This window comes from Nocardia sp. FBN12 (assembly GCF_054031145.1).
This window is the reverse complement of sequence record NZ_CM132926.1, coordinates 471844-491975: the sequence shown is the minus strand read 5'-3', so window position 1 is coordinate 491975 and position 20132 is coordinate 471844. Positions and strand designations below refer to the sequence as shown.

19 protein-coding genes and 1 pseudogene are annotated in these 20132 nt (G+C 66.0%); 9 read left to right on the top strand and 11 right to left on the bottom strand.

Annotated elements, in window-relative coordinates:
- Nucleotides 1–130: 130 nt before the first annotated feature.
- From ACWZHB_RS02600 to ACWZHB_RS02590, 3 genes are read right to left on the bottom strand one after another with little or no spacing between them, the layout of a single operon-like run.
- Complete coding sequence (locus ACWZHB_RS02600) at nt 131–574, bottom strand: hypothetical protein (protein WP_427906330.1); 444 nt, start codon at nt 572–574, stop codon at nt 131–133.
- Nucleotides 556–1206: a hypothetical protein gene (locus ACWZHB_RS02595; RefSeq protein ID WP_427906329.1), complete on the bottom strand. Its 651-nt coding sequence runs from the start codon at nt 1204–1206 to the stop codon at nt 556–558. Before ACWZHB_RS02595 ends, ACWZHB_RS02600 begins: the two co-directional genes overlap by 19 nt.
- Nucleotides 1190–2305, bottom strand: coding sequence for a hypothetical protein (locus ACWZHB_RS02590; RefSeq protein WP_427906328.1), 1116 nt, complete (start codon nt 2303–2305; stop codon nt 1190–1192). The genes ACWZHB_RS02595 and ACWZHB_RS02590 overlap by 17 nt, the downstream gene beginning before the upstream one ends.
- A 537-nt stretch (nt 2306–2842) precedes the next feature.
- Here ACWZHB_RS02590 and ACWZHB_RS02585 point away from each other — a divergent pair.
- Entirely contained in the window at nt 2843–3598 is a 756-nt protein-coding gene (locus tag ACWZHB_RS02585; protein WP_427906327.1) for a class I SAM-dependent methyltransferase, read from the top strand.
- A 7-nt stretch (nt 3599–3605) separates the two neighbouring features.
- Here the strand turns inward: ACWZHB_RS02585 and dnaG are convergent, their stop codons facing one another.
- From dnaG to ACWZHB_RS02560, 5 genes and pseudogenes are all read right to left on the bottom strand, one after another.
- Nucleotides 3606–5531, bottom strand: a complete 1926-nt coding sequence (gene dnaG, locus ACWZHB_RS02580) for a DNA primase (protein ID WP_427906326.1) — start codon at nt 5529–5531, stop codon at nt 3606–3608.
- Between the two features lie 25 nt (nt 5532–5556).
- Complete coding sequence (locus ACWZHB_RS02575; RefSeq protein ID WP_427906325.1) at nt 5557–6810, bottom strand: deoxyguanosinetriphosphate triphosphohydrolase; 1254 nt, start codon at nt 6808–6810, stop codon at nt 5557–5559.
- Nucleotide 6811: 1 nt separating this feature from the next.
- Nucleotides 6812–7390: a YdcF family protein gene (locus ACWZHB_RS02570; protein WP_427909059.1), complete on the bottom strand. Its 579-nt coding sequence runs from the start codon at nt 7388–7390 to the stop codon at nt 6812–6814.
- A 119-nt stretch (nt 7391–7509) separates the two neighbouring features.
- A complete protein-coding gene (locus tag ACWZHB_RS02565) occupies nt 7510–7788 on the bottom strand; it encodes a type 2 periplasmic-binding domain-containing protein (RefSeq protein ID WP_427906324.1) in 279 nt (92 codons plus the stop codon).
- Nucleotides 7789–7860: 72 nt separating this feature from the next.
- Nucleotides 7861–7965, bottom strand: a pseudogene (locus ACWZHB_RS02560) (MBL fold metallo-hydrolase); the annotation flags it as partial.
- A 44-nt stretch (nt 7966–8009) separates the two neighbouring features.
- Between ACWZHB_RS02560 and ACWZHB_RS02555 the strand changes: the two are divergent.
- On the top strand, nt 8010–9752 hold the full coding sequence (locus ACWZHB_RS02555) for an N-acyl-D-amino-acid deacylase family protein (protein ID WP_427906323.1): 1743 nt from the start codon (nt 8010–8012) through the stop codon (nt 9750–9752).
- Nucleotides 9753–10430 (top strand): TetR/AcrR family transcriptional regulator, encoded by a 678-nt coding sequence (locus tag ACWZHB_RS02550; RefSeq protein WP_427906322.1) that lies wholly within the window; start codon nt 9753–9755, stop codon nt 10428–10430.
- Here the strand turns inward: ACWZHB_RS02550 and ACWZHB_RS02545 are convergent.
- A complete protein-coding gene (locus ACWZHB_RS02545; protein WP_427906321.1) occupies nt 10402–11079 on the bottom strand; it encodes an MBL fold metallo-hydrolase in 678 nt (225 codons plus the stop codon). The two genes, ACWZHB_RS02550 and ACWZHB_RS02545, sit on opposite strands and share 29 nt — an antisense overlap.
- 68 nt (nt 11080–11147) lie before the next feature.
- Here ACWZHB_RS02545 and ACWZHB_RS02540 point away from each other — a divergent pair, with 68 nt between their 5' ends.
- Both ACWZHB_RS02540 and ACWZHB_RS02535 read left to right on the top strand, forming a co-directional pair.
- Nucleotides 11148–13118: a TPM domain-containing protein gene (locus ACWZHB_RS02540; RefSeq protein WP_427906320.1), complete on the top strand. Its 1971-nt coding sequence runs from the start codon at nt 11148–11150 to the stop codon at nt 13116–13118.
- A gap of 45 nt (nt 13119–13163) precedes the next feature.
- On the top strand, nt 13164–13982 hold the full coding sequence (locus ACWZHB_RS02535) for a MerR family transcriptional regulator (protein ID WP_427906319.1): 819 nt from the start codon (nt 13164–13166) through the stop codon (nt 13980–13982).
- Between the two features lie 76 nt (nt 13983–14058).
- Here ACWZHB_RS02535 and ACWZHB_RS02530 read toward each other — a convergent pair whose 3' ends face one another.
- Together ACWZHB_RS02530 and ACWZHB_RS02525 are read right to left on the bottom strand one after the other, a co-directional pair.
- Complete coding sequence (locus ACWZHB_RS02530; protein WP_427906318.1) at nt 14059–15330, bottom strand: phthiocerol/phthiodiolone dimycocerosyl transferase family protein; 1272 nt, start codon at nt 15328–15330, stop codon at nt 14059–14061.
- 157 nt (nt 15331–15487) lie between these two features.
- Entirely contained in the window at nt 15488–16888 is a 1401-nt protein-coding gene (locus ACWZHB_RS02525) for a glycine--tRNA ligase (protein ID WP_427909058.1), read from the bottom strand.
- Nucleotides 16889–17077: 189 nt separating this feature from the next.
- Between ACWZHB_RS02525 and ACWZHB_RS02520 the strand changes: the two genes are divergently transcribed.
- The 4 genes from ACWZHB_RS02520 (at nt 17078) to ACWZHB_RS02505 (ending at nt 20132) form a co-directional block, all read left to right on the top strand.
- Nucleotides 17078–17428: an ArsR/SmtB family transcription factor gene (locus ACWZHB_RS02520; RefSeq protein ID WP_067456316.1), complete on the top strand. Its 351-nt coding sequence runs from the start codon at nt 17078–17080 to the stop codon at nt 17426–17428.
- 4 nt (nt 17429–17432) lie between these two features.
- Entirely contained in the window at nt 17433–17873 is a 441-nt protein-coding gene (locus ACWZHB_RS02515; RefSeq protein ID WP_427906317.1) for a Fur family transcriptional regulator, read from the top strand.
- Between the two features lie 106 nt (nt 17874–17979).
- Nucleotides 17980–18273 (top strand): type VII secretion target, encoded by a 294-nt coding sequence (locus ACWZHB_RS02510; RefSeq protein WP_427906316.1) that lies wholly within the window; start codon nt 17980–17982, stop codon nt 18271–18273.
- Nucleotides 18273–20132, top strand: coding sequence for an alpha/beta hydrolase family protein (locus tag ACWZHB_RS02505; protein ID WP_427906315.1), 1860 nt, complete (start codon nt 18273–18275; stop codon nt 20130–20132). Before ACWZHB_RS02510 ends, ACWZHB_RS02505 begins: the two co-directional genes overlap by 1 nt.

Genomic DNA, 20132 nt, shown 5'->3' with positions numbered 1-20132 from the left:
TGTGGACGTGACGGCGATCGAGTCGAGAAGTAAGCAGGATAGCGGTCGCGTCGGCGTCGAGTCTGGGTGCTTATCCAGACGACGCCCGAACCCGATCAGACCAGAACACCGGTCGCGAAATAGATCGAGGTCAACAGGCGGCCCGGATAAAGACCAGATCGGATGCGCCCTCGCTCGAATGTGCAACCCATCGAGTCTGAGAAACACCCCCTTCATCGACGTGTTCAGCACGCTGCGATCCGAGCGCAGGAAAATTCTCTGTGTTACGCCAGTAATATTTCCAAGATTCCGGCACACCGGGATTGAATCGGTCGATATTTGAGCCTATTTTGAACTCATTAAATTCACTCGCAGGAACTTCAACGACCGCAACCATGACCTCGTCCCCAAAGGCCGTCTGGTTTTCATACTCCGCGAGTTCGGTGCCCGCCGGAAACCGCAAGGAGCCACACGATTCAAGAGCACGGAGATCTGAATCTTGGCTCGCGCAGCCCCCCGTCACGCATGCATACAGTACGACCACAGTAGCAACAACTACCCCATCAGTCTTTCGCTTCACAGCATCTGGACCCATGTCTGGACGGTCTCGGACTGTCCGCGTGCCACATAACTTCGCGCCCATCCGAATTCCTCGAGCTCACGCATATGTGATCCGATATCGTTCGCAATATTCTCCTTGACGTTGCCGAACGGCATCCAGGTCTCCGCTTCGAAGTTGTAGTAGTCCCAAATGTATACCTTATAGCTCACTTCGGCGCGCAGGCCATCGTCCGCGGAACGTACAACTGTGTCGCTTCCGACTGAAACATCGAAATGCCCGATCCCGAACTTGACATCCGAATCCTCTGTCGGACCGGCACCTTCCCAGCCAGAGGTGAGCTCACGAACGATCCCCACCTGCGGGTCCAGCCTTGCCTGGTCAATTATATTGTCGAGACACCGCGAAACGAAGTACTTGACATTCTCGGTATTTACCGCCTTCTGAAAGTGCTCCGATTTGATCGTGAAGTCCGAATTCGGACCAGGGTTGGACAGGTAGAACTTCAGGAGGTCCGCCGAAAAGGAGTATCCAGCCTTCTCGAAATACTGCATAGCGATAAAGGCGTCAACAACCTTGTAGGTTCTGGCCTCAATCTTGTCCGTAATGCCCGTACGTGAGCCATAGGCGGCCTGGTTCTTCTTCGGCGGATCAGGCGGCGGATGCAAGGCTGTTCTCCCACCATACGTTGTTGCTGTAACCGTATCGACGAACTCTCATATCCGCGACGGCGCGGGCCGGGGCGATGAAATCGCTGGATGAAAATACAGGAGCTGCGCGACCTGGCGTATATTCCAACGCCTGGGATACCTGCCCGATCGCTGTCCGGATTTGGTCCTGGCGAGACTTAGCGGCCGCGAGGAGGGCATCGAGTTCGGATGAGATCTTCGAACGCAGCGACTCCTCGATCGGTTCAGCCAGCGCTCGAGCCCAAGTCCCCAAGGGAAACGTAAAATCGAGCAGCGTGATCGATGCAGCCAGACCGCCGCTGAGTCCCGCGGCCTGGTTGAATACGAGACGCTCCAGCAGGGCTGCAGCTGCCTCGAGAATCTGACCGACGGCCTCCATATCGTCGCTGCGCTCGGTCAACGACTTCGAGGAGGTGCCCGCACCCGACTCGAACGCCAGCGCAGCATCGCCGGACCAGTCAGTCCGGAGCCACCTCGTACCGCCGGATAGGTTCTCGGATGCGACAAAGTCGTTGATCCCGAGGAGCCGTACTTGCTTGCCGACAGCCTTCAAAGACTCCCAGTCGGCTTCGAGCGGAGACAGGTAGTCCGCTGCCGGCTTGACACCGACCGCAGCCATGATCGCGTCGTCATAACACGAGATCGAATCAATAGCCGCAGTTACTGTTTGACGGACCGAGTACTGAACTGGTTCGGTGTTGGTGAGTACCGGCAGCTGCAGGGAGGTATATCGAACGGGTTCGATGTCGGCCGACTGACCAGCGGGGCGGGTTTGCCCGCCGATGTCAGCTAGATCGTTTGCGTATTCCTGGTCTGTCGTTTGGAATCCAGATGCCGCCGTCGACAGCCCATCAGCGAGACCTTGAATCGCAGTGAGGTCTGCACGCTGCCCAGCCTCGACCGAGGAATGAAATCTTGCCAGTGGCGGCGTTAGCTCAGCGAGAAGTCCCGATGATCCTTCTGGCAATCTGATCTCGGGCATCAGACGCGAGGCATTGGAGGAAAGGTTCGCTCCGACGTCCAGTAGATCCAACCTGAACCCGTAGAGCCGAGCCGCCTCGACCGAGAGTTCGGTCACGATCGGTCCCGCGAAGTGATTGTTTGGAAGGTTGTACGCTGCCCCCGAAGTCGCAATATTCCCATTCGAAGTCGATCCCCCTGGTAGGGCAACTGCCCGCTGGATGGTACGTCAGCCCGGCAGCGAGCGTGATGAGCTGTCGCCGTGCGGCTCGCGGTCGTAGAGGATGTGGATCGCTCGTCCGATCGCCGAGATTACGATCGGACAGTACCGGATCGGCCGAGGATCCACCATGTCCCGAGCGGAGCTTCCGGCTAACTCCACTGCCGGAAGTGGCAGCGCACCAACATGTTTCGGCGCGCTACAGGTCCGCAGCCCTGCTCACCGTCTCTGGTTGTCTGGCCCCTCTACAGTCCGTCACATACCTAGGCCGTACAGGAGCCGCGGCGATCGACAGGCTCAGCCGTCACAAGCGGATCCGGTCAGATCACCCGCGTTCCCAAGGAGGGCGCGAACCTGCGACGACCCGTCGGGACAGGCATTCACCCGCATCTCGACGAAATTGTCGACCACCCGTCGCTGGCATAGTGATTTCACATGGGACGGACATTCGAGGATCTGATTGACGAGGCGACCACGGCTTCTGTGGAGGGGTGGGATTTCTCTTGGCTCGATGGGCGAGCCGGTGAAGCGCGGCCTTCGTGGGGGTATCAGCGGCTGATGAGTGGTCGGCTGAAGAACGCTTCCGCCGCGCTGGATATTCAGACCGGTGGGGGCGAAGTTCTGGCCGGGGCAGAGTTGTTTCCGCGGACCATGGTTGCCACCGAGTCATGGGCTCCCAACGTTGCCAAGGCGACCAGATTGCTGCACCCGCGCGGCGTGGTCGTCGTCGCCGCGCCCGACGAGCCGCCGTTGCCGTTTGCCGATGAGGCGTTCGATCTGGTCACCAGTCGGCATCCGGCCACGATCTGGTGGGCCGAGATCGCCCGCGTACTCCAGTCGGGTGGAACGTATTTCGCGCAGCACGTCGGGCCGGCCAGTGTGTTCGAGCTGGTCGAGTATTTCCACGGTCCGCAACCGGAAGCGCGGCGCGCGCGCCATCCCGACGATGAAGCCGCTGCCGCGCGAGCTGCGGGGCTGGAGATCACCGACCAGCGGACCGAGCGCCTGCGGATCGAGTTCGACGACATCGGCGCGGTGGTGTATTTCCTGCGCAAGGTGATCTGGATGGTGCCCGGGTTCACCGTCGATGCCTACCGCGATCAATTGCGACGGCTGCACGATCGAATCGAGCAGGAGGGGCCGTTCGTCGCGTACTCCAGCCGCACTCTCACCGAAGCCACCAAAGTGTGACCCGTTGTCAGGCCCCGGCTGCGTAACCCTCGCTGCCCATCGCCTGGGCCGCGAGGCTCTTGCGGTACTGCTCCAGCGCCACCAGGTCGCCGAACAGCGTCATGTAGGTGTCGGGTTCCTCGCTGGCGGACAGTCGCTGCAGCTTCGATTTGAGCTCGGCGATCTGGCGGCCGACCCAGGCCTCCTGGGTGCGGGCGAGGATGGCGGTGACGAAGCGGGGGGTGTCGTTCTGTGAGCGGACCGGGAGCTGCTCGTTGGCCAGTTCGGAGACCAGGGCGCGGATCATCAGGTCGTCGGTGTGGTCGGCGACGGCGGCGACCCATTCGGCGCCGCTGAGACCCGCTGCCGTGCCGCCCGCCTGGGCGATCATGATGCGTACGGCCACGTAGGCGGGGTGGGTGAAGGCGGCGGCGTCGATGGCGTCGAAGGACACGCCCGCGATGCCGGGATATTGCAGTGCGGCGCTGAGGGATTGGCGTTGGGCGTAGAGGACCGGATCGTTGGGGGCAGGTCGCACCGAGGAGCTCTCCTCGACGCGTGGCGCGGGAATCGCCGCAGCGCCCTGCTTCAACGCCGGGGTGGCGTTGCCGCCCATCCGGTTCTTCTTCGCCTCTTCACCGACCCGGCGCACGACCAGCTGGATGTCGTCCCAGCCGACCCAACCGGCCAGCTTGGTGGCGTACCCCTTGCGGGTGGCGTTGTCCTTGATCTGCGCCACCACGGGCACCGTACGGCGCAACGCCTCGACCCGGCCCTCGACATCGTCGAGATTGTGTTCGGCGAGCAATCCGCGAATCACGAACTCGTACAGGGGAGTTCGCCGCGCCACCAGATCACGGACGGCACTGTCACCGGAGTGCTGACGCAGCTCACACGGATCCTGGCCGTCGGGCGCGACAGCGATATAGGTCTGCCCGGCCAGCCGCTGGTCGCCGCTGAACGCCTTCAACGCCGCGGCCTGCCCGGCCGCGTCACCGTCGAAGGTGTAGATGATCTCGCCGCGCCAGAAGTTGTCGTCCATCAGCAGCCTGCGCAGTACCTGCAGGTGCTCTTCGCCGAATGCGGTGCCGCAGGACGCGACTGCCGTTTTCACGCCGGCCAGGTGCATGGCCATGACGTCGGTGTAGCCCTCGACGACCACGGCCTGATGCCCCTTGGAGATGTCGCGCTTGGCGTGGTCGAGACCGAACAGCACCTGAGACTTCTTGTACAGCAACGTCTCCGGGGTGTTCACGTACTTGCCGGGCATGGTGTCGTCGTCGAACAGCTTGCGCGCGCCGAACCCGATCACCTCGCCACCGAGGTTGCGGATCGGCCACAGCAGGCGCCGATGGAACCGGTCGATCGGACCGCGCTTGCCCTGCTTGGACAGCCCGGCCGCTTCCAGCTCCTTGAATTCGAAACCCAAGCGCTGCAAGTGTTTTGTCAGGCCGTCCCAGCCCGCGGGCGCGTAACCGCAGCCGAACTGCTGCCACGCTGCCTTGTCGAAGTTGCGGTCGGTCAGATACTTGCGCGCGGCCTCGGCCTCGGGTTCGTGCAGCAATCCCACGTAGTACTCGTGCGCGGCGGCATTGGCCGCGACCAGCCGCGAACGGGTGCCGCGATCGCGCTGCACCGAGGTGCCGCCACCCTCGTAGTTGATCTGGTAGCCGATGCGGTCGGCCATCTGCTCGACGGCCTCGACGAAACCGATGTGTTCCATCTGCTGCAGGAACTTGTAGACGTCGCCGCCCTCGCCGCAACCGAAGCAGTGGAACAACCCGTGGTTGGGCCGCACATGGAACGAGGGTGATTTCTCGTCGTGGAACGGGCACAGACCTTTGATCGAGTCGGCGCCCGCGCGCTTGAGCGCCACGTACTCACCGACTACATCTTCGATCCGGACACGTTCACGGATCGCCGCGATATCGCGATCTGGGATTCGTCCGGCCACGGTGAACGAGTCTAGTCGGGTCCGCTCAGCGGCAGTCCAGCGAGGCGGCGACGCGTTCGAAGCGGCTCTCGGTGTAGGAGGCGATCTGGTCGATCACCACCCGCACCCGGGCGACCTCGGTGGTGGCGGCGTTGAACCAGGGCAGCAGCTGATCGTCGAGGTGGGCGGGCGCGGTGGTGAGCAGGCGGTCGGCGACGGCCTGCACGCGGTCGCGCTGGGTCTGCTGGCGGGCGAGGTGGCCGGGGTCGGAGCGCACGTAGCGCAGCGCCACGGTCTTGAGGACGGCGACCTCGGCGGCCACGATCGGCGGCACGATCAGGTCGGCCTCGTAGCGGCTGAGCGGGCCTTCGCCGTAGCGCGCGTGGGTGGCCGAGATCGCGGCGGTGGCGAAGCGGCCGACCAGCTCGCTGGTGAGTCGTTTCAGGGCCACCGAGCTGGTGAAGCTGCCGTCATAGGTGGCGGCGTCGGCCACGATGTCGAGTTCGGAGAGCCGTTGCGCGGCGGCGGCGAGTGCCTCGATCGACTGGTCGGGGTGCTGGCCGTGGCCCTGTTCGGCGAGCGCGGCCTGTTCGGCCGGGTCGGCGAGGGCGCGCAGGTCGATGCGGCCGACGATCACGCCGTCCTCCACGTCGTGCACCGAGTAGGCGACGTCGTCGGACCAGTCCATGATCTGGCATTCCAGGCTCTGTTTGCGGTCGGGCGCGTCTTTGCGCACCCAGGCCAGGCGCTCTAGATCGTCGTCGTAGGCGCCGAACTTGGTGCCGGAACCGCTTCTGCCCCACGGGTACTTGAGGGTCGCGTCCAGCGCCGCGCGAGTCAGGTTGAGCCCGAAGCTTTCGCCGTCTGCGTCGAGGACCTTGGGCTCGAGGCGGGTGAGGATGCGCAGGTTCTGGGCATTACCTTCGAAACCGCCGTAGGCGTCGGCGAATTCGTCGAGCGCGCGCTCGCCGTTGTGACCGTAGGGCGGGTGGCCGATGTCGTGGGCGAGGCCTGCCAGGTCGACGAGGTCGGGGTCGGCGCCGACGCCGTCGGCGATGCTGCGCCCGATCTGGGCCACTTCGAGGGAGTGAGTGAGGCGGGTGCGCGGGGTATCGCCTTCGCGCGGGCCCATGACCTGGGTCTTGTCGGCGAGACGACGCAACGCGGCGGAATGCAGCACGCGGGCGCGATCGCGGGAGAACTCACTGCGATGACCCTTGTCCGCGGCGCCGGGCCATGCGGTCTTACCCGGCTCGTGGACCATGCGTTCCTGGTCGTGCGGGGTATAGGTCTCTGTCATCTCACTGTCCCGCCTCATAAGAGAAGTCTGCCGAGAAATGAGTGAGCTGGTACCAGAGCAGCGCGCCGGTTTCGCGGGCGATGCCGTGGAACTGCGACTCCCTCGTGTAGACGGCCGGACCGGTGCGGGTGGGTGCGGTCCACGCTTCCAGACCGGCGTCGCGAGCCATCGTCCTGGTTCGCAGTGAATGCCACGGATCGCTCACGAGTACGGCCGATGACATGTCGCGCTCCCCCATCGCCGCCGCCACCGCCTCGATGCTGCGCAGCGTGTCGGACCCGGTCTCCACCGCGAGGATGTTCTCGCTCGGGACGCCCTTGTCCTCCAAATACTGTTTGCCCGAGGCGGCTTCGGTGTAGAGGTCGCCCTCCTGCTTGCCGCCGACGGTGATCACCGTGGGTGCCACCCCGGCTTCGTAGAGCCGCCACGCCTGATACAACCGCGCCTCGAAAACCGACGACGGCGTCCCCGAATACTGCGCCGCGCCGAGCACCACGATCGCGTTCGCCGGGGTGTAGTCGTCGATCCGCGCGACTTGCCACACCCGGAACGCGGTCCCGGCGACCAGCACCACCCCCATCAGGACCGCCCCGACGATCAACCGGACGAACCACACCGAGACCGTCGACACCAGCCCGCGCGGATGCCTGACATCCGGGGCGGGCGCGGCCGTTCGCGAGAAACCCGATTTCACCTTCGTCAGTCTGCCAGGTCGGTCCGACGCGCCGCGGGGTCAGCGGTCACCACCGGATTCCGTTCCGGTGAACTACCGGCCGGTGCCAACGAGATCGTCGCGGCGATATCGATGAACGAGCGGATCAGCGGGCTGTCGTTGTTCCAGGCCAGCACGAGACTGCTCGGCGGTTTGTCGACGAGCGGAACCACCACGAGCCCGTCCGGTACCGGATGGCCGACCGGCGTCAGCCCGACGGTGCCATTCCACAGGACCGCCTGCTGACATTCGTGGACGGTGCGCACCACCGGGCCGGTATCCGGATCGGTCTTGGACGCTGCCGCTCGCGCGATGGTCAGCTGGAACCCTGCGCTGATTCACCAGCCCCGCGCACACCATTCGGGCAGGTTCGCGCGGTCGGCGCCGAGGATGGTGTCGTCGCCGTGGCCCGGGTAGACGACGGTGTAGCGGTCGAGGAGTTTGCCACCTCTTGACACTTTGTGACCGATCGGTTGCAATGTTATCTGTGAGCTATGACACGATCATCAGAGGCGGCCGCTGGTTCGACGGCGCCGGTTCCCCGTCCGCCATTCGCCACCTCGGCCTGCGGGAAGATCGTGTCGTCACGGTCTCGGCGGACCCGCTGGACGAAACGGGTTGCCCGAATGTCGTTGCCGCCGAAGGTAAATGGGTGCTGCCCGGCATGCTGGACATCCACACGCACTACGACGTCGAGGTGCTGAAAGAGCCGGCGCTGGCCGAATCCGTGCGGCACGGCATGACCACCATCGTGCTCGGGTCCTGCTCACTGTCGACGGTGCACGTCGAGCCCACCGACGCTGGTGATCTGTTCGGCCGCGTCGAGGCGATTCCGCGACCGCACGTCATCGGCACCGTCGAGGAGGTCAAGTCCTGGAGCTCGGCGCGCGAATACGCCGAAGCCCTCGAGGGCCTGCCGCTGGGGCCGAATCTGGCTGCCATGATCGGACATTCGGATATCCGGGCCGCCGCCATGGGCCTGGACCGCGCGACCCGCAAGGACGTGCGGCCGACGCGCGCCGAACAGGCGCGGATGGAGGCCTGGCTGACCGAGGCGCTGGACGCCGGGTTCGTCGGCATGTCGGCGCAGCAGCTGCTGTTCGACAAGCTCGACGGCGAGGTCGCGCGCTCTCGGACGCTGCCCTCGACCTATGCCGGTTGGCGGGAACGGCGGCGGCTCAACGCGATTCTGCGCCGGCGCGGCCGACTGCTGCAGGGCGGGCCCGACATCAAGAATCCGCCGCGGCTGGCCGCGATGATCTTCGCCAGCGCTGGCCTGTTCCGCAAACGGCTCAAGACCACGCTGATCTCGGCCGCCGACCTCAAGGCCAGCCCGCTCATCGTCTACCTGATGAGCGGCCTCGCCCGCGCGGTGAACGCGCTCAACGGTGATTTCCGCTGGCAGCATCTGCCGGTGCCCTTCGAGGTCTACGCCGACGGCATAGACCTGGTCATCTTCGAGGAGTTCGGGTCCGGGGCGGCCGCACTGCACCTGGCCGACCAGGTCGAGCGCAACGCGCTGATGCGCGACGAGGCCTATCGCCGCCGCTTCCGCAAGGACTACGACGCCAAGTTCGGCATCCGGGTCTGGCACCGGGATTTCTTCGACGCCGAGATCGTGGCCTGCCCGGACGAAAGTGTCGTCGGCAAGACCTTCGGCGAGGTCGGCGTGGACCGGGGCGGCGTGCATCCGGTCGACGGCTTCCTTGACCTGGTGGTCGAGCACGGCACCAAGATGCGCTGGCGCACCACGATCTCCAATCACCGGCCCGAGATCCTGAACCGGCTCAGCGTCGATCCCGGTGTGCAGCTGGGCTTCTCGGACGCAGGCGCGCACCTGCGGAACATGGCCTTCTACAACTTCGGGCTGCGTTTCCTGCGCCGCGTCCACCGCGCCGAGCAGGCCGGGAGTCCGTTCATGACCCTGGAACAGGCGGTGCATCGGCTCACCGGCGAACTCGCGGATTGGTACGGCGTGGCAGCCGGGCATCTGCGCCCGGGCGACCGCGCCGACCTGGTCGTGGTCGATCCGGCGGGCCTGGACGACTCGCTCGACGCGTACGCCGAGTCCCCCGTCGCGATGTACGGCAACCTGGCTCGTATGGTCAACAGGAACGACAGAGCCGTTTCGGCCGTGTTCGTCGGTGGTCAGTATGTGTTCGGCGAGGGGCAACCCGCCGAGGCGCTCGGCGTCCGGCGCACCGGTCGTTTCCTGCGAGCCGGAGGGTAAGTGACCAACGCGCGACGAACACAGGCCGAGCGCAGCGCCGCCACCATCGCCAAACTGGTCGAGGCCACCATCGAGGCGATCGAGCAGGTGGGCTATCACAGCACCTCGCTCGGTGAGATCAGCAGTCGTGCGGGGGTTTCCAAGGCGGCCGTCTTCCGGCACTTCGACTCGCGCATGGACCTGGTGGTGGCGGCGGCGGGCGAGGTCAGCCGTCGGCACCTGGCCGTCGTCGCCGAGCTGCGCATCCCGGAGAGCATCACGCACCCGGTCGACCTCGCTGCGCTGATGCACTTGATGCGCAAGCAGATTCGCAGCGACATCAACACCGTCTGGCTGGAACTGCTGGTCGCCGCCCGCACCGAGCCCGAGCTCCGGCTCCGGATCGCGCCGGTGCTGCGGGAGCTCTACGATGAATTGGAGGAGCTCGCGGTCAGCGTGCTGACCCCCGACGTCGCGCCCGAGGCGGCCCGGCTGCTGGCCACCTCGCTGATCCACATGTTGGACGGCGAGGCGATTCTGCGCACCACCTATCCGCGCCCGGAACTCGAGGACGCGCGCATCGACCACGTCGCCGCCGCGTTCCGGGCGCTGACGGGTCCTACAGGCCCCAGTTCAGCTCACCACCGCGGCGATTCGAAACTCGACCACGTCACCAGCCTCGGTCACGCCAGACCGTGAGGTGGGGACGTTCAGCACCTAGAGTCGTGTCATCACCGTGGCCGGGGTAGACGACGGTGTCATCAGGCCAACGATCGAAGATCTTGCTGGTCACGTCGCTGAACAGGGTAGCGAAGTCGGTGGGATTTGTGGTCCGCCCAAGACCCCCCGGAAACAGGGAATCGCCGGTGAAGAGGTGGGTGTGGCCTGCGTCGTCGGTGAGGGCCAGGGCAATCGAGCCGGGGGTGTGACCGCGCAGGTGGATGATGCGCAGGGCGAGGTCGCCGATTTCGAGGGTGCCGCCGTCTTCCAGGAGGCGGTCGGGGCGGACCGGGATGTGGTCGGCGTCGAGGGCGTGGGCGGCGGTGGGGGCGTCGAGGGATTTGGCTACCTCGGTCAGTGCCTGCCAGTGATCGGGGTGGCGGTGGGTCGTAACGATCTGTTCGACCTGGCCGGGGGTCTCGAGCGTGGTGAGTTCGATGATGCGCTCGGCATCGTTGGCGGCGTCGATCAGCACGGCGGCGCCGGTGGTGGTGCTCTGGATCAGGTAGGTGTTGTTGTCCATCGGGCCGACGGACATCTTCACGATCCGGGCGCCGGGGACATCGCGCTGCTGGGCGTGCGCGCCCGCGGAGACGTGGCCGGTGTACTGACGATCGACTGAGACCATGCACCGATCGTAGAAGCCACGCGTCGCGCTGTCGTGTCCGTGTCGGTCTCGAGCGTTAGATTCGACACATGCCGCTGTCGAGGAAGAGTTCGGCCATGATCGGGGCGATGATCGCCGCGCTCGTCGTCCTGTGCGCGCCGGGAGCCGTCGCGGAGCCGCCGTCGCGGATGGGTCCGCAGCTGGTCGACTCCGCCGGCGTGCTGAGCGCGGCCGACGAGAGCCAGGTGCTCGACGCGGTCGACACGTTGTACCGCGATCACCAGGTGAAGCTGTGGGTCATCTACGTGCGCGACTTCGCGTCGATGGCCCCGCAGGACTGGGCCGACCGCACCGCCACCCTCTCCGGCTTCAGCGATCGGGACCTGCTGTTCGCGGTGGCCGTCGACGACCGCGGCTACTGGCTCCACGGCACCCTCCCCGAGGGCGTGAGCGACTCCGAGCTGGACGCACTTCTGGCGGGTTCGGTGGAACCCGCTCTGCGCGACCAGAAGTGGGCGCAGGCAGCGGTCGACACCGCCGAGAGGATCGGATCGGCGATGCGTGGTGGTGGGGTGCCGTGGGGTGTGCTGATCCTCCTTGTGCTGGCCGTGGTCGTGGTGGCCGGTGGTCTGATGTTGTTCTCGCGCAAGCGTCGTCGCGACCGCGACCGGGCCGAGCTAGCCACCGCGCGCGAGGTGGACCCGACCGACTCGGCCGCGCTGGCGAAACTGTCGCTGCCGACCTTGCATACCCTCTCCCGCGAGCGACTGGTCGAGATCGACGATGCCGTGCGAACGAGCGCCGAGGAATTGACCTTGGCCACCAGCGAATTCGGCGATACCGCGGTGACCCCGTTCCGCTCAGCGCTCGACGCCGCCCATGCGGCCACCGTGAAGGCCTTCACCCTGCGCCAGCAACTCGACGACGCCATCCCGGAGACCCCCGATCAGCAGCGCGCCATGCTCATCGAACTCCTCGCCACCGCGGGCAAGGCCGATCGCGAACTCGACGCGCAGGTAACCGATTTCGACGCCATGCGCGACCTGCTCATCGACGCGCCCGCCCGGCTGGACGGCCTCACCCGCGACATCGTGGACCTCACCGCACGCGTGCCGGGCTCCGAAACCGAACTCGTCCGGCTCGATTCGACCTACCCGCCCTCGGTCATCGCGCCGATCCACGACAACGTGCGTATGGCGCTCGAACGAATCACCTTCGCCCAGACCAACATCGACAACGCCCGCGCCGCACTCACGCGGCCCGTCGGGCAGCAGGGCGGTGCGGTCGCGGCGATCCGCGCGGCCGAAGGTGCGATCGGGCAGGCCAGGACCCTGCTCGACGCCGTCGACCAGGCCGCGACGAATATTCAGCAGGCACGAGATGGTCTGCCCGCCGCTCTCGACGAGCTACGCGCGGACCTGAGCTCCGCCGAGAGTCTCACCGAGTTCGGCGGCGCCGACCTGGCTGCCGCGGTCACCTCCGCAACCGCGGCCCTCCACGCTCCGAACGCCGACACCGACCCCCTCGGCGCTTTCCACAACGCGGTCACCGCCGACGCCGAACTGGACCGGGCGATCGCCGCGGCCTCGGACCGCAAACTGGCCGTGGAGGATCTACGACGCCGACTCGATCGCACCCTCACCGACGCGGCCGCGCGCATCGATGCGGCATCGTCGTTCATCACCACCCGGCGTGGCGGCGTCGACGCGGAGGCGCGCACCCGGCTCTCCGAAGCCCAACGCCACCTCGCCGAAGCCCGCGCGCTCGCGGGTAGCGACCCCGAACGCGCACTCGTGAGCGCGCAGACCGCGGCCGACCTCGGCGGCCGGGCCATGCAGCAGGCACAGGCCAGCGTGCAGGCATGGGAGACGCGTCAGCCGATGTCGGGCGGCGGCTCGCAGACCGGCGCGGTTCTAGGCGGAATCCTCCTGAACGAGCTTCTCCGCGGTGCGATGAGCGGCGGTTCCCGGCGCGGAGGCTATGGCGGCGGTGGGTATCGGCCAGGATCCTACGGCGGCTCGTCGGGATCGCGACGAGTGAGCCGAGGCGGCAGATTCTGAGCACTTGACTCTCTCACTGTGTGAGGACGTACACCGAAAGGCGTCATGTTCAGCATCGGAGATTTCGCCAGACACGGTCAGGTGTCGGTACGCATGCTGCGCCACTACGACGCAGTGGGTTTGTTACCGCCCGCCAGGGTCGACGCGGCCACCGGCTACCGGTTCTATACCGCGGCGCAACTGGCTCGGCTCAACCGGCTCGTCGCGCTCAAAGAGCTCGGGTTCACTCTCGAACAGGTAGGCCGGATGCTCGAGCCGGGGCCCGACGCGGCAGAACTGCGCGGCATGCTCACCTTGCGCCGAGCCGAGTTGGAACAGCGGATCGCGGCGGACCGCTCGCGATTGACCGAAATCGAATCGAGACTCCGAATCATCGAGAAGGAGGGCGTCATGCCCGATCAGGATGTAGTGATCAAGTCGGTGCCCGCGGTGCGAGTGGCCGAATCATCCAGCTGCGCATCGGGATTCGGACCCGAGGCGATCGGCCCGGTGATCGGGCCGCTCTTCGACGAACTGGCGGGCAGGCTGGCGGAAGCCGGGATCGCGATCGCGGGGCCCGCGATCGCCTATTACGATCCGCGAGACGACGGCACGGTCGGCGTGCACGCGTGCATGCCGGTGACTGTGGAACCCGATGCGGCGCCGGACTTCACGATCGTCGACCTGCCCGCGCTCGAACAGGTGGCGAGCACGATCCATCGCGGGAATGTGAGCGGAATCGGCGCGGCGTGGCAGGCCTTCGGCCGCTGGGTCGAGGACAACGGGTACCGCACCTCCGCACCCTGTCGCGAGGTCACCCTGGAATGGACACCTGACCCCGATAGCTGGGTCACCGAGCTGCAGGAGCCGCTCGCTCCGCGATGATGCCGCGCCGGCCCTCGGCGAGCGAGAGCCGCGTCACCGGCGGCTGCGGACGCAGATCGAATCAGGTCCGCCGAACTCAGGCGGTCGCGGCTTCCTGACTGGCGGGTGGCCAGGACAGCTCCGATGCCATGGCATCCAGAAGTTCGGCGGCGAGCGCGCCGCCGCCCAACCGCCCGATGGTCAGTCGACCGAGGTAGGTGTAGACGAGGAATGTGACGGCCGCGGACGCCCCCGTCGACGGGCGGGGGTGTGCGGAGAGGTAGACGATCTCGTAGTCGTCGAGGATCAGCCCGGCGGGGGCGTGGAAGGTGGGCACCGTTCCGGTATTGGTGAGGGCGATATGGCCTGCGGTGGAACGGATTCGGCCGGGGCCGAAGAAGTCCGGAAAGTGCAGCACCGACTGTTCGATCACACCAGCGCCGAGATCGTCGTGCAGACTCGTGCCGATGCGCCGAGCCAGTCCGACGAGGTCGTCGGTATCCGCCGACCCGGTGGCAAAGCCAGCCAGCCCCGACAGGTTGGTTCCCCCGGCCGCGGCGACCGGCGGGTCGAGCCGCCTGCGCAGATCGACCGGGTACACACATCCCACCCACGCCACCCCGTACACCGCGGCGAACGCACGCACCGCCGCCGCCGTGACCAGCCCGTTGACACTCACCGCCTGAGCCCGCGCCAGCTCGAGCACCCGCGCGGTCTCGGCCGGATCGAGGTGCACGCGGGCGGGTCTGGCCAGCGCCGGACTCGACGGCGGGGACGGTTCGACGACACCCACCGCATCGGCCACCACCAGCGGACGCGTCACCAGCTCGAGTCCCGATCGTGGGCCGCGCTCGATGCCCCGGTGCGCCAGCAGCGATTCCAGCGACACCGGGTATTCGTGGGCGTCGACGGTGATCGCGCCGGTCTCGACATAGCCGGTGTAGTAGCTCCACAACCGCGCGAACAGTTCGACGCAATGCGCCGCATCGGCGACACCGTGATGGACGAACAACGTGACCCGGGCCCGATCCTCTTCTGCCAGAACCACATCCAGATACGCCAGCTGAGCACCGGGATCCATCGGCTCGGTCGGGATCCTGACCTCGTCGGGCTCGCCGAAACTCACCCACGCACCGACAGCCTCGATGTGCCCGGGCCGCAACAGGATTCCGTTCTCGTCGGCGTCCTCGACGATCCGGCACACCAGGATCGGATACGCCTGCTGCAAGGCAGCGAACGCCGCCCCGAGCGCGGCCGCCTCGAGTTCGCCGAGCACGGTGACCGACCGCCCCGTGTAGGTCGCATGCCGCACGAATCGCTGCTCCGACGGATCGAGCACCCGCACCACGTCTTCCGGTTCCCACAGCACACCGGAAATCGTGAGGCACACGACTCCCCAACGCAAACCGTCAGCTACACAGTGTGATCAACGCAGCTCGCTCGAGATCATCACGATCAACCGTCCAGGGCGCGGACGCGTAAGGACCCGCACCGAACATCCGGTGCGGGTCCTTACGGCTGGCGAATCAGGCGCCGATGAGGCGGGCTGCGAGGTAGGCCTCGACCTTGTCCAGGGCGATGCGCTCCTGGGCCATCGAGTCGCGCTCGCGGATCGTCACTGCCTGGTCGTCGATGGTGTCGAAGTCGACCGTGATGCAGAACGGCGTGCCGATCTCGTCCTGACGACGGTAGCGGCGGCCGATGGCACCCGCGTCGTCGAAGTCGACGTTCCAGTTGCGGCGCAGCTGGGCGGCGAGGTCCTTGGCCTTGGGGGTCAGGTCGGCGTTGCGCGAGAGCGGCAGCACCGCGGCCTTGACCGGCGCGAGGCGCGGATCGAGACGCAGGCTGATGCGCTCCTCGGTGGTGCCCTTCGCGGTCGGCACCTGGTCGACGGTGTAGGCGTCGACCAGGAACGCCATCAGCGAACGGGTCAGACCGGCGGCCGGCTCGATGACGTACGGCGTGTAGCGGTCACCGGTGGCCTGGTCGCGGTAGCTCAGGTCGACATTCGAGTGTTCCGAGTGCGTCTTGAGGTCGTAGTCGGTCCGGTTGGCGATGCCCTCGAGCTCGCCCCATTCGCCGCCCTGGAAGCGGAAGCGGTACTCGATGTCGGTGGTGCCCGCCGAGTAGTGCGACAGCTTTTCCTTCGGGTGCTCGAACAGGCGCAGGTTATCCGGGTCGATACCGAGATCGGTGTACCACGCCAGCCGGGTGTCGATCCAGTACTTGTGCCACTCGACGTCTTCGCCGGGCTTGACGAAGAACTCCATCTCCATCTGCTCGAACTCGCGCGTGCGGAAGATGAAGTTGCCCGGCGTGATCTCGTTGCGGAAGCTCTTGCCGATCTGGGCGATGCCGAACGGCGGCTTCTTGCGCGCGGTCTCCTGCACGTTCTTGAAGTTGACGAAGATGCCCTGCGCGGTCTCGGGTCGCAGGTAGTGCATGCCCTCTTCGTCGTCCACCGGGCCGAGGTAGGTCTTGAGCAGGCCGGAGAAGTTGCGCGGCTCGGTCCACTTGCCGGGCTGGCCGGTGTCGGGATCGTTGATGTCGGCCAGGCCGTTGGCGGGCGGGTGGCCGTGCTTGGCCTCGTAGGCCTCGATGAGATGGTCGGCGCGGTAACGCTTGTGCGTGTGCAGCGACTCGACCAGCGGATCGGAGAAGGTGGCCACGTGGCCCGAGGCCTCCCAGACCTGACGCGGCAGAATCACCGAGGAATCGAGGCCGACGACGTCGTCGCGGCTGGTGACCATGGTCCGCCACCACTGCCGCTTGATGTTGTCCTTCAGTTCCACGCCGAGTGGACCGTAGTCCCACGCCGACTTGGTGCCTCCGTAGATCTCACCGCACGGGTAGACCAGACCCCGGCGCTTGGCGAGGTTGGCAACGGTGTCCACCTTCGACTTGGGTGCCACGCGAGATTTCTCCATCCACTGCGAGTCGGAATTGTTCGGCATGCCGTACCGGTGTTCGATCCGGCCTACCGTACGTAAGTGGGTCCAGCGTATCGGGACGCGTCCAGTGGGTTTGCAGCAGCCGAGGTGTCCGCGCGGCGCGTCATTTGACATGCGCAATTATGCATATCAAAATGGAATCTGTTTCCATTAAGGAGTTGGTTCATGACCACCGAGGCCGCGCCCGCGCACCCGCACAACCCGTACCACTCCCCCGCCCCCGCCGCCGTGCCGTCGCGCACGGTACTCGAGGACGCGGGCGAGCTGCTGCGGGCACTGGCCGCGCCGGTCCGCATCGCCATCGTGCTGCAACTGCGTGAGTCGCCGCGCTGCGTGCACGAGCTGGTCGACGCCCTCGGTGTCACCCAGCCGCTGGTCAGCCAGCATCTGCGCATTCTCAAATCGGCGGGCGTCGTGCACGGCGAACGCTCGGGCCGCGAGGTGCTCTACGAACTCGTCGACGACCATCTGGCCCATATCGTGGTCGATGCCGTCGCCCATGCCGAAGAAGGGTAAACCGTTGGCAGACAACATCTCCGCGAAGCAGGTCGGTGTTCGCAGCACCCGTCAGCGCAGCGCCATCTCGGCCCTGCTCAGCGATATCGACGAGTTCCGTTCGGCCCAGGAACTGCACGACGAGCTCCGCAAACGCGGCGAGAACATCGGCCTGACCACCGTCTACCGCACCCTGCAGTCGCTCGCCGACGCGAGCATGGTCGACGTGCTGCGCACCGACACCGGCGAATCCGTCTATCGCCAGTGCTCGAGCGGCCACCATCACCACCTGGTCTGCCGCCGATGCGGGCGCACCGTCGAGGTCGAGGGCCCGACGGTCGAAGCATGGGCGGAAGCGATCGCGAGCGATCACGGCTTCACCGAGGTGAGCCACACTCTCGAGATCTTCGGTACCTGCCGCGAATGCGTGCACATCCGGGCCGCCGCCGAGACCGCTTCGGTGTGACTCACATCACATAATGGAACCTTCACTACGCGTGCTCCGTCCAACCTTCACGAAGGGACCGGTCCACCCGGACGCGTAGTCCTTCGGTGACGAAGGAGGGGACATCGTGAGTGGAACCCTGGGCGTCGAGCCCGATCAGTTGAAGACCATGGCGACGGCCTGGCGCCGGGAGGCAGCCGAGGTCGACGCGCTGAACTGGGCGACTTCGGGCGAGGCGACCGGTGACGGCAGCGATGTGCTCGCCGCCGTGCGCGGACTGCCCGACCCGGCATCGCAGGCGATGGACTCGATCGCGACCCGCTACACGACGCTGGCCGACCTCGTCGACAAGTTCTCGGCCGACATCCAGGCTCGCGACGCCGAGACCGCGGGCGAGATCGGGAAACTCGGTACCCGCTGATGCGCCCCACGATCCCCCAACTCGACACCTGGAATCTCGAGGGCCTGCACCGCGCCGCCGAAGCCGCCCGCGCCAACGCCGACGTGCTCTCGACCTCGGTCGACGACTGCTCGCGTGCGATCTCCGCGGCGGGCAGCTGGCACGGACAGACCAAGGACGCGGCCTCGCGGCGGATCGATGAGGAAGTCGATCACGGGTACGAGGTGCGCACCGTACTGCTGCGGGTGGCTGACGATGCCGATGACGCCTACCAGGGCTTGAAGCACTCCACAACCTATGTGCTGGAACAGAAGAACCTCGCGACGGCGCAGGGTTTCGCGGTGGCTTCCGACGGACGGGTGACTCATCCCGATCCCGAAAAGGAAGGCGACGCAGGGGTTTTCCAGCTCAATCTGTTGAGCGGGCTGGATGAGATCGAACGCCTCGACAATCTGTTCGGTGCGCGGCTGCGCGAGTCGGTGGGCGACCTCGGCGCGATACGCGACGGTCAACCCGACGTCACCCTCGCGGACGGTTCGGTCCAGGATCCGGACGCCGTGGCCATTCAGTTGGCCTCGATGTCGCCGGATGATCGGGCGACGTTCCTGGCCGGGTTGAGTCCCGAAGCGCAACGTCAGCTGGTGATCGCGGCTCCGGAGAAACTGGGCAACCTGAACGGGGTGCCGTTCGTGATGCGGATCGAGGCCAACGAGATCAACGTCCGGAATGCGCTGACCCAGGAGAAGGCCAAGCCGAATCGGGACGAATCCCGGGTCAAGCAACTGGAAGCGATGCTGGCGCCCATCCCGAATCCGGAAGTCGCGGACGCTCACACGGATACGGCCACCGCGACCGGCAAAGACGCGACACCGCAGCTGGGCATGGTCGACCGCAAATTCGTGATGTTCAGCACCGAGGGCAACGGTCGGATGATCGAGATGATCGGCGATATGAAGTCGGGTGCGCCTGGTGTCGGTGTCTACGTGCCCGGCACCAGCACGAACCTGAACGGTTCCGGTTCCAATCATGTAGCCGCCTGGAACCTCGCAGACAAATCCGGGAGCCCGGTATTCCTCTATATGGAAGGTGACTTCCCACAGAGTCTGACAAGTCTGTCCGACGGTGCGCCGAGTCCGCGATTCGCGGCGGATATGGCACCCCGACTGGTCGACTTCGGTCGCGAAATCGACAGAGAGGTCGCAACGTCCGCACCGGGAACACCGGTTTCCTATGTGGGCCACTCCTATGGCGGCTCGATCGTCGGATCGGCCGAACAGTTGGGCCTACGCGCCGACCGCGTGCTCCATGCGTCATCGGCGGGAACCGGTGTGTTCGAAGGTGGTTGGAACAATCCGAACCCGAATGTTCAGCGCTACTCGATGACCGCGCCCGGCGATCTGATCGGTGTCGTGCAGTCCTATCCGGATGGTGGGCTGACCACTCCCGGCGGGATTCATCTTCCCGGCAATCCGCACGCTTCGGACGTTCTCGGTGGCGATCCTGATGAAGTACCCGGCGTGACCCGCCTGGATACCGGCTATTACAGCGACGAGTCCAAGGACCACCGCAACGACCTCGTCTTCGGAAGCGACGGGCACGGCGATTACTGGGACGATCGGAACTCGACAGCGTTCGAGAACATCGTCGGCGTCATCAACGGCTCGAACGCGACAGCCTATGTCGAACGTGGGATCGAAACACGGTATGTCGACATCGGTTTGGGCGACAACGGTGATGGCGGCAAGGAAGGCTTCGACGCCGCGAAGGCCGCCGCTGCCGCGGCACTCGCGGATGCGTTCGGCAACCCGAACCTCGACCCATACGCGAACCCGCACGTCACCGACCACCCGCAACTCGGCGAAAAGATCGACATCAAATGA

What these genes read in the sequence shown, in the direction of transcription:
- ACWZHB_RS02600 (WP_427906330.1), bottom strand. Translation starts at nt 574, where the DNA reads ATGGGTCCAGATGCTGTGAAGCGAAAGACTGATGGGGTAGTTGTTGCT.
- ACWZHB_RS02585 (WP_427906327.1), top strand. Translation starts at nt 2,843, where the DNA reads ATGGGACGGACATTCGAGGATCTGATTGACGAGGCGACCACGGCTTCT.
- ACWZHB_RS02575 (WP_427906325.1), bottom strand. Translation starts at nt 6,810, where the DNA reads ATGACAGAGACCTATACCCCGCACGACCAGGAACGCATGGTCCACGAG.
- ACWZHB_RS02570 (WP_427909059.1), bottom strand. Translation starts at nt 7,390, where the DNA reads ATGGGGGTGGTGCTGGTCGCCGGGACCGCGTTCCGGGTGTGGCAAGTC.
- ACWZHB_RS02545 (WP_427906321.1), bottom strand. Translation starts at nt 11,079, where the DNA reads ATGGTCTCAGTCGATCGTCAGTACACCGGCCACGTCTCCGCGGGCGCG.
- ACWZHB_RS02540 (WP_427906320.1), top strand. Translation starts at nt 11,148, where the DNA reads ATGCCGCTGTCGAGGAAGAGTTCGGCCATGATCGGGGCGATGATCGCC.
- ACWZHB_RS02535 (WP_427906319.1), top strand. Translation starts at nt 13,164, where the DNA reads ATGTTCAGCATCGGAGATTTCGCCAGACACGGTCAGGTGTCGGTACGC.
- ACWZHB_RS02525 (WP_427909058.1), bottom strand. Translation starts at nt 16,888, where the DNA reads ATGGAGAAATCTCGCGTGGCACCCAAGTCGAAGGTGGACACCGTTGCC.
- ACWZHB_RS02520 (WP_067456316.1), top strand. Translation starts at nt 17,078, where the DNA reads ATGACCACCGAGGCCGCGCCCGCGCACCCGCACAACCCGTACCACTCC.
- ACWZHB_RS02505 (WP_427906315.1), top strand. Translation starts at nt 18,273, where the DNA reads ATGCGCCCCACGATCCCCCAACTCGACACCTGGAATCTCGAGGGCCTG.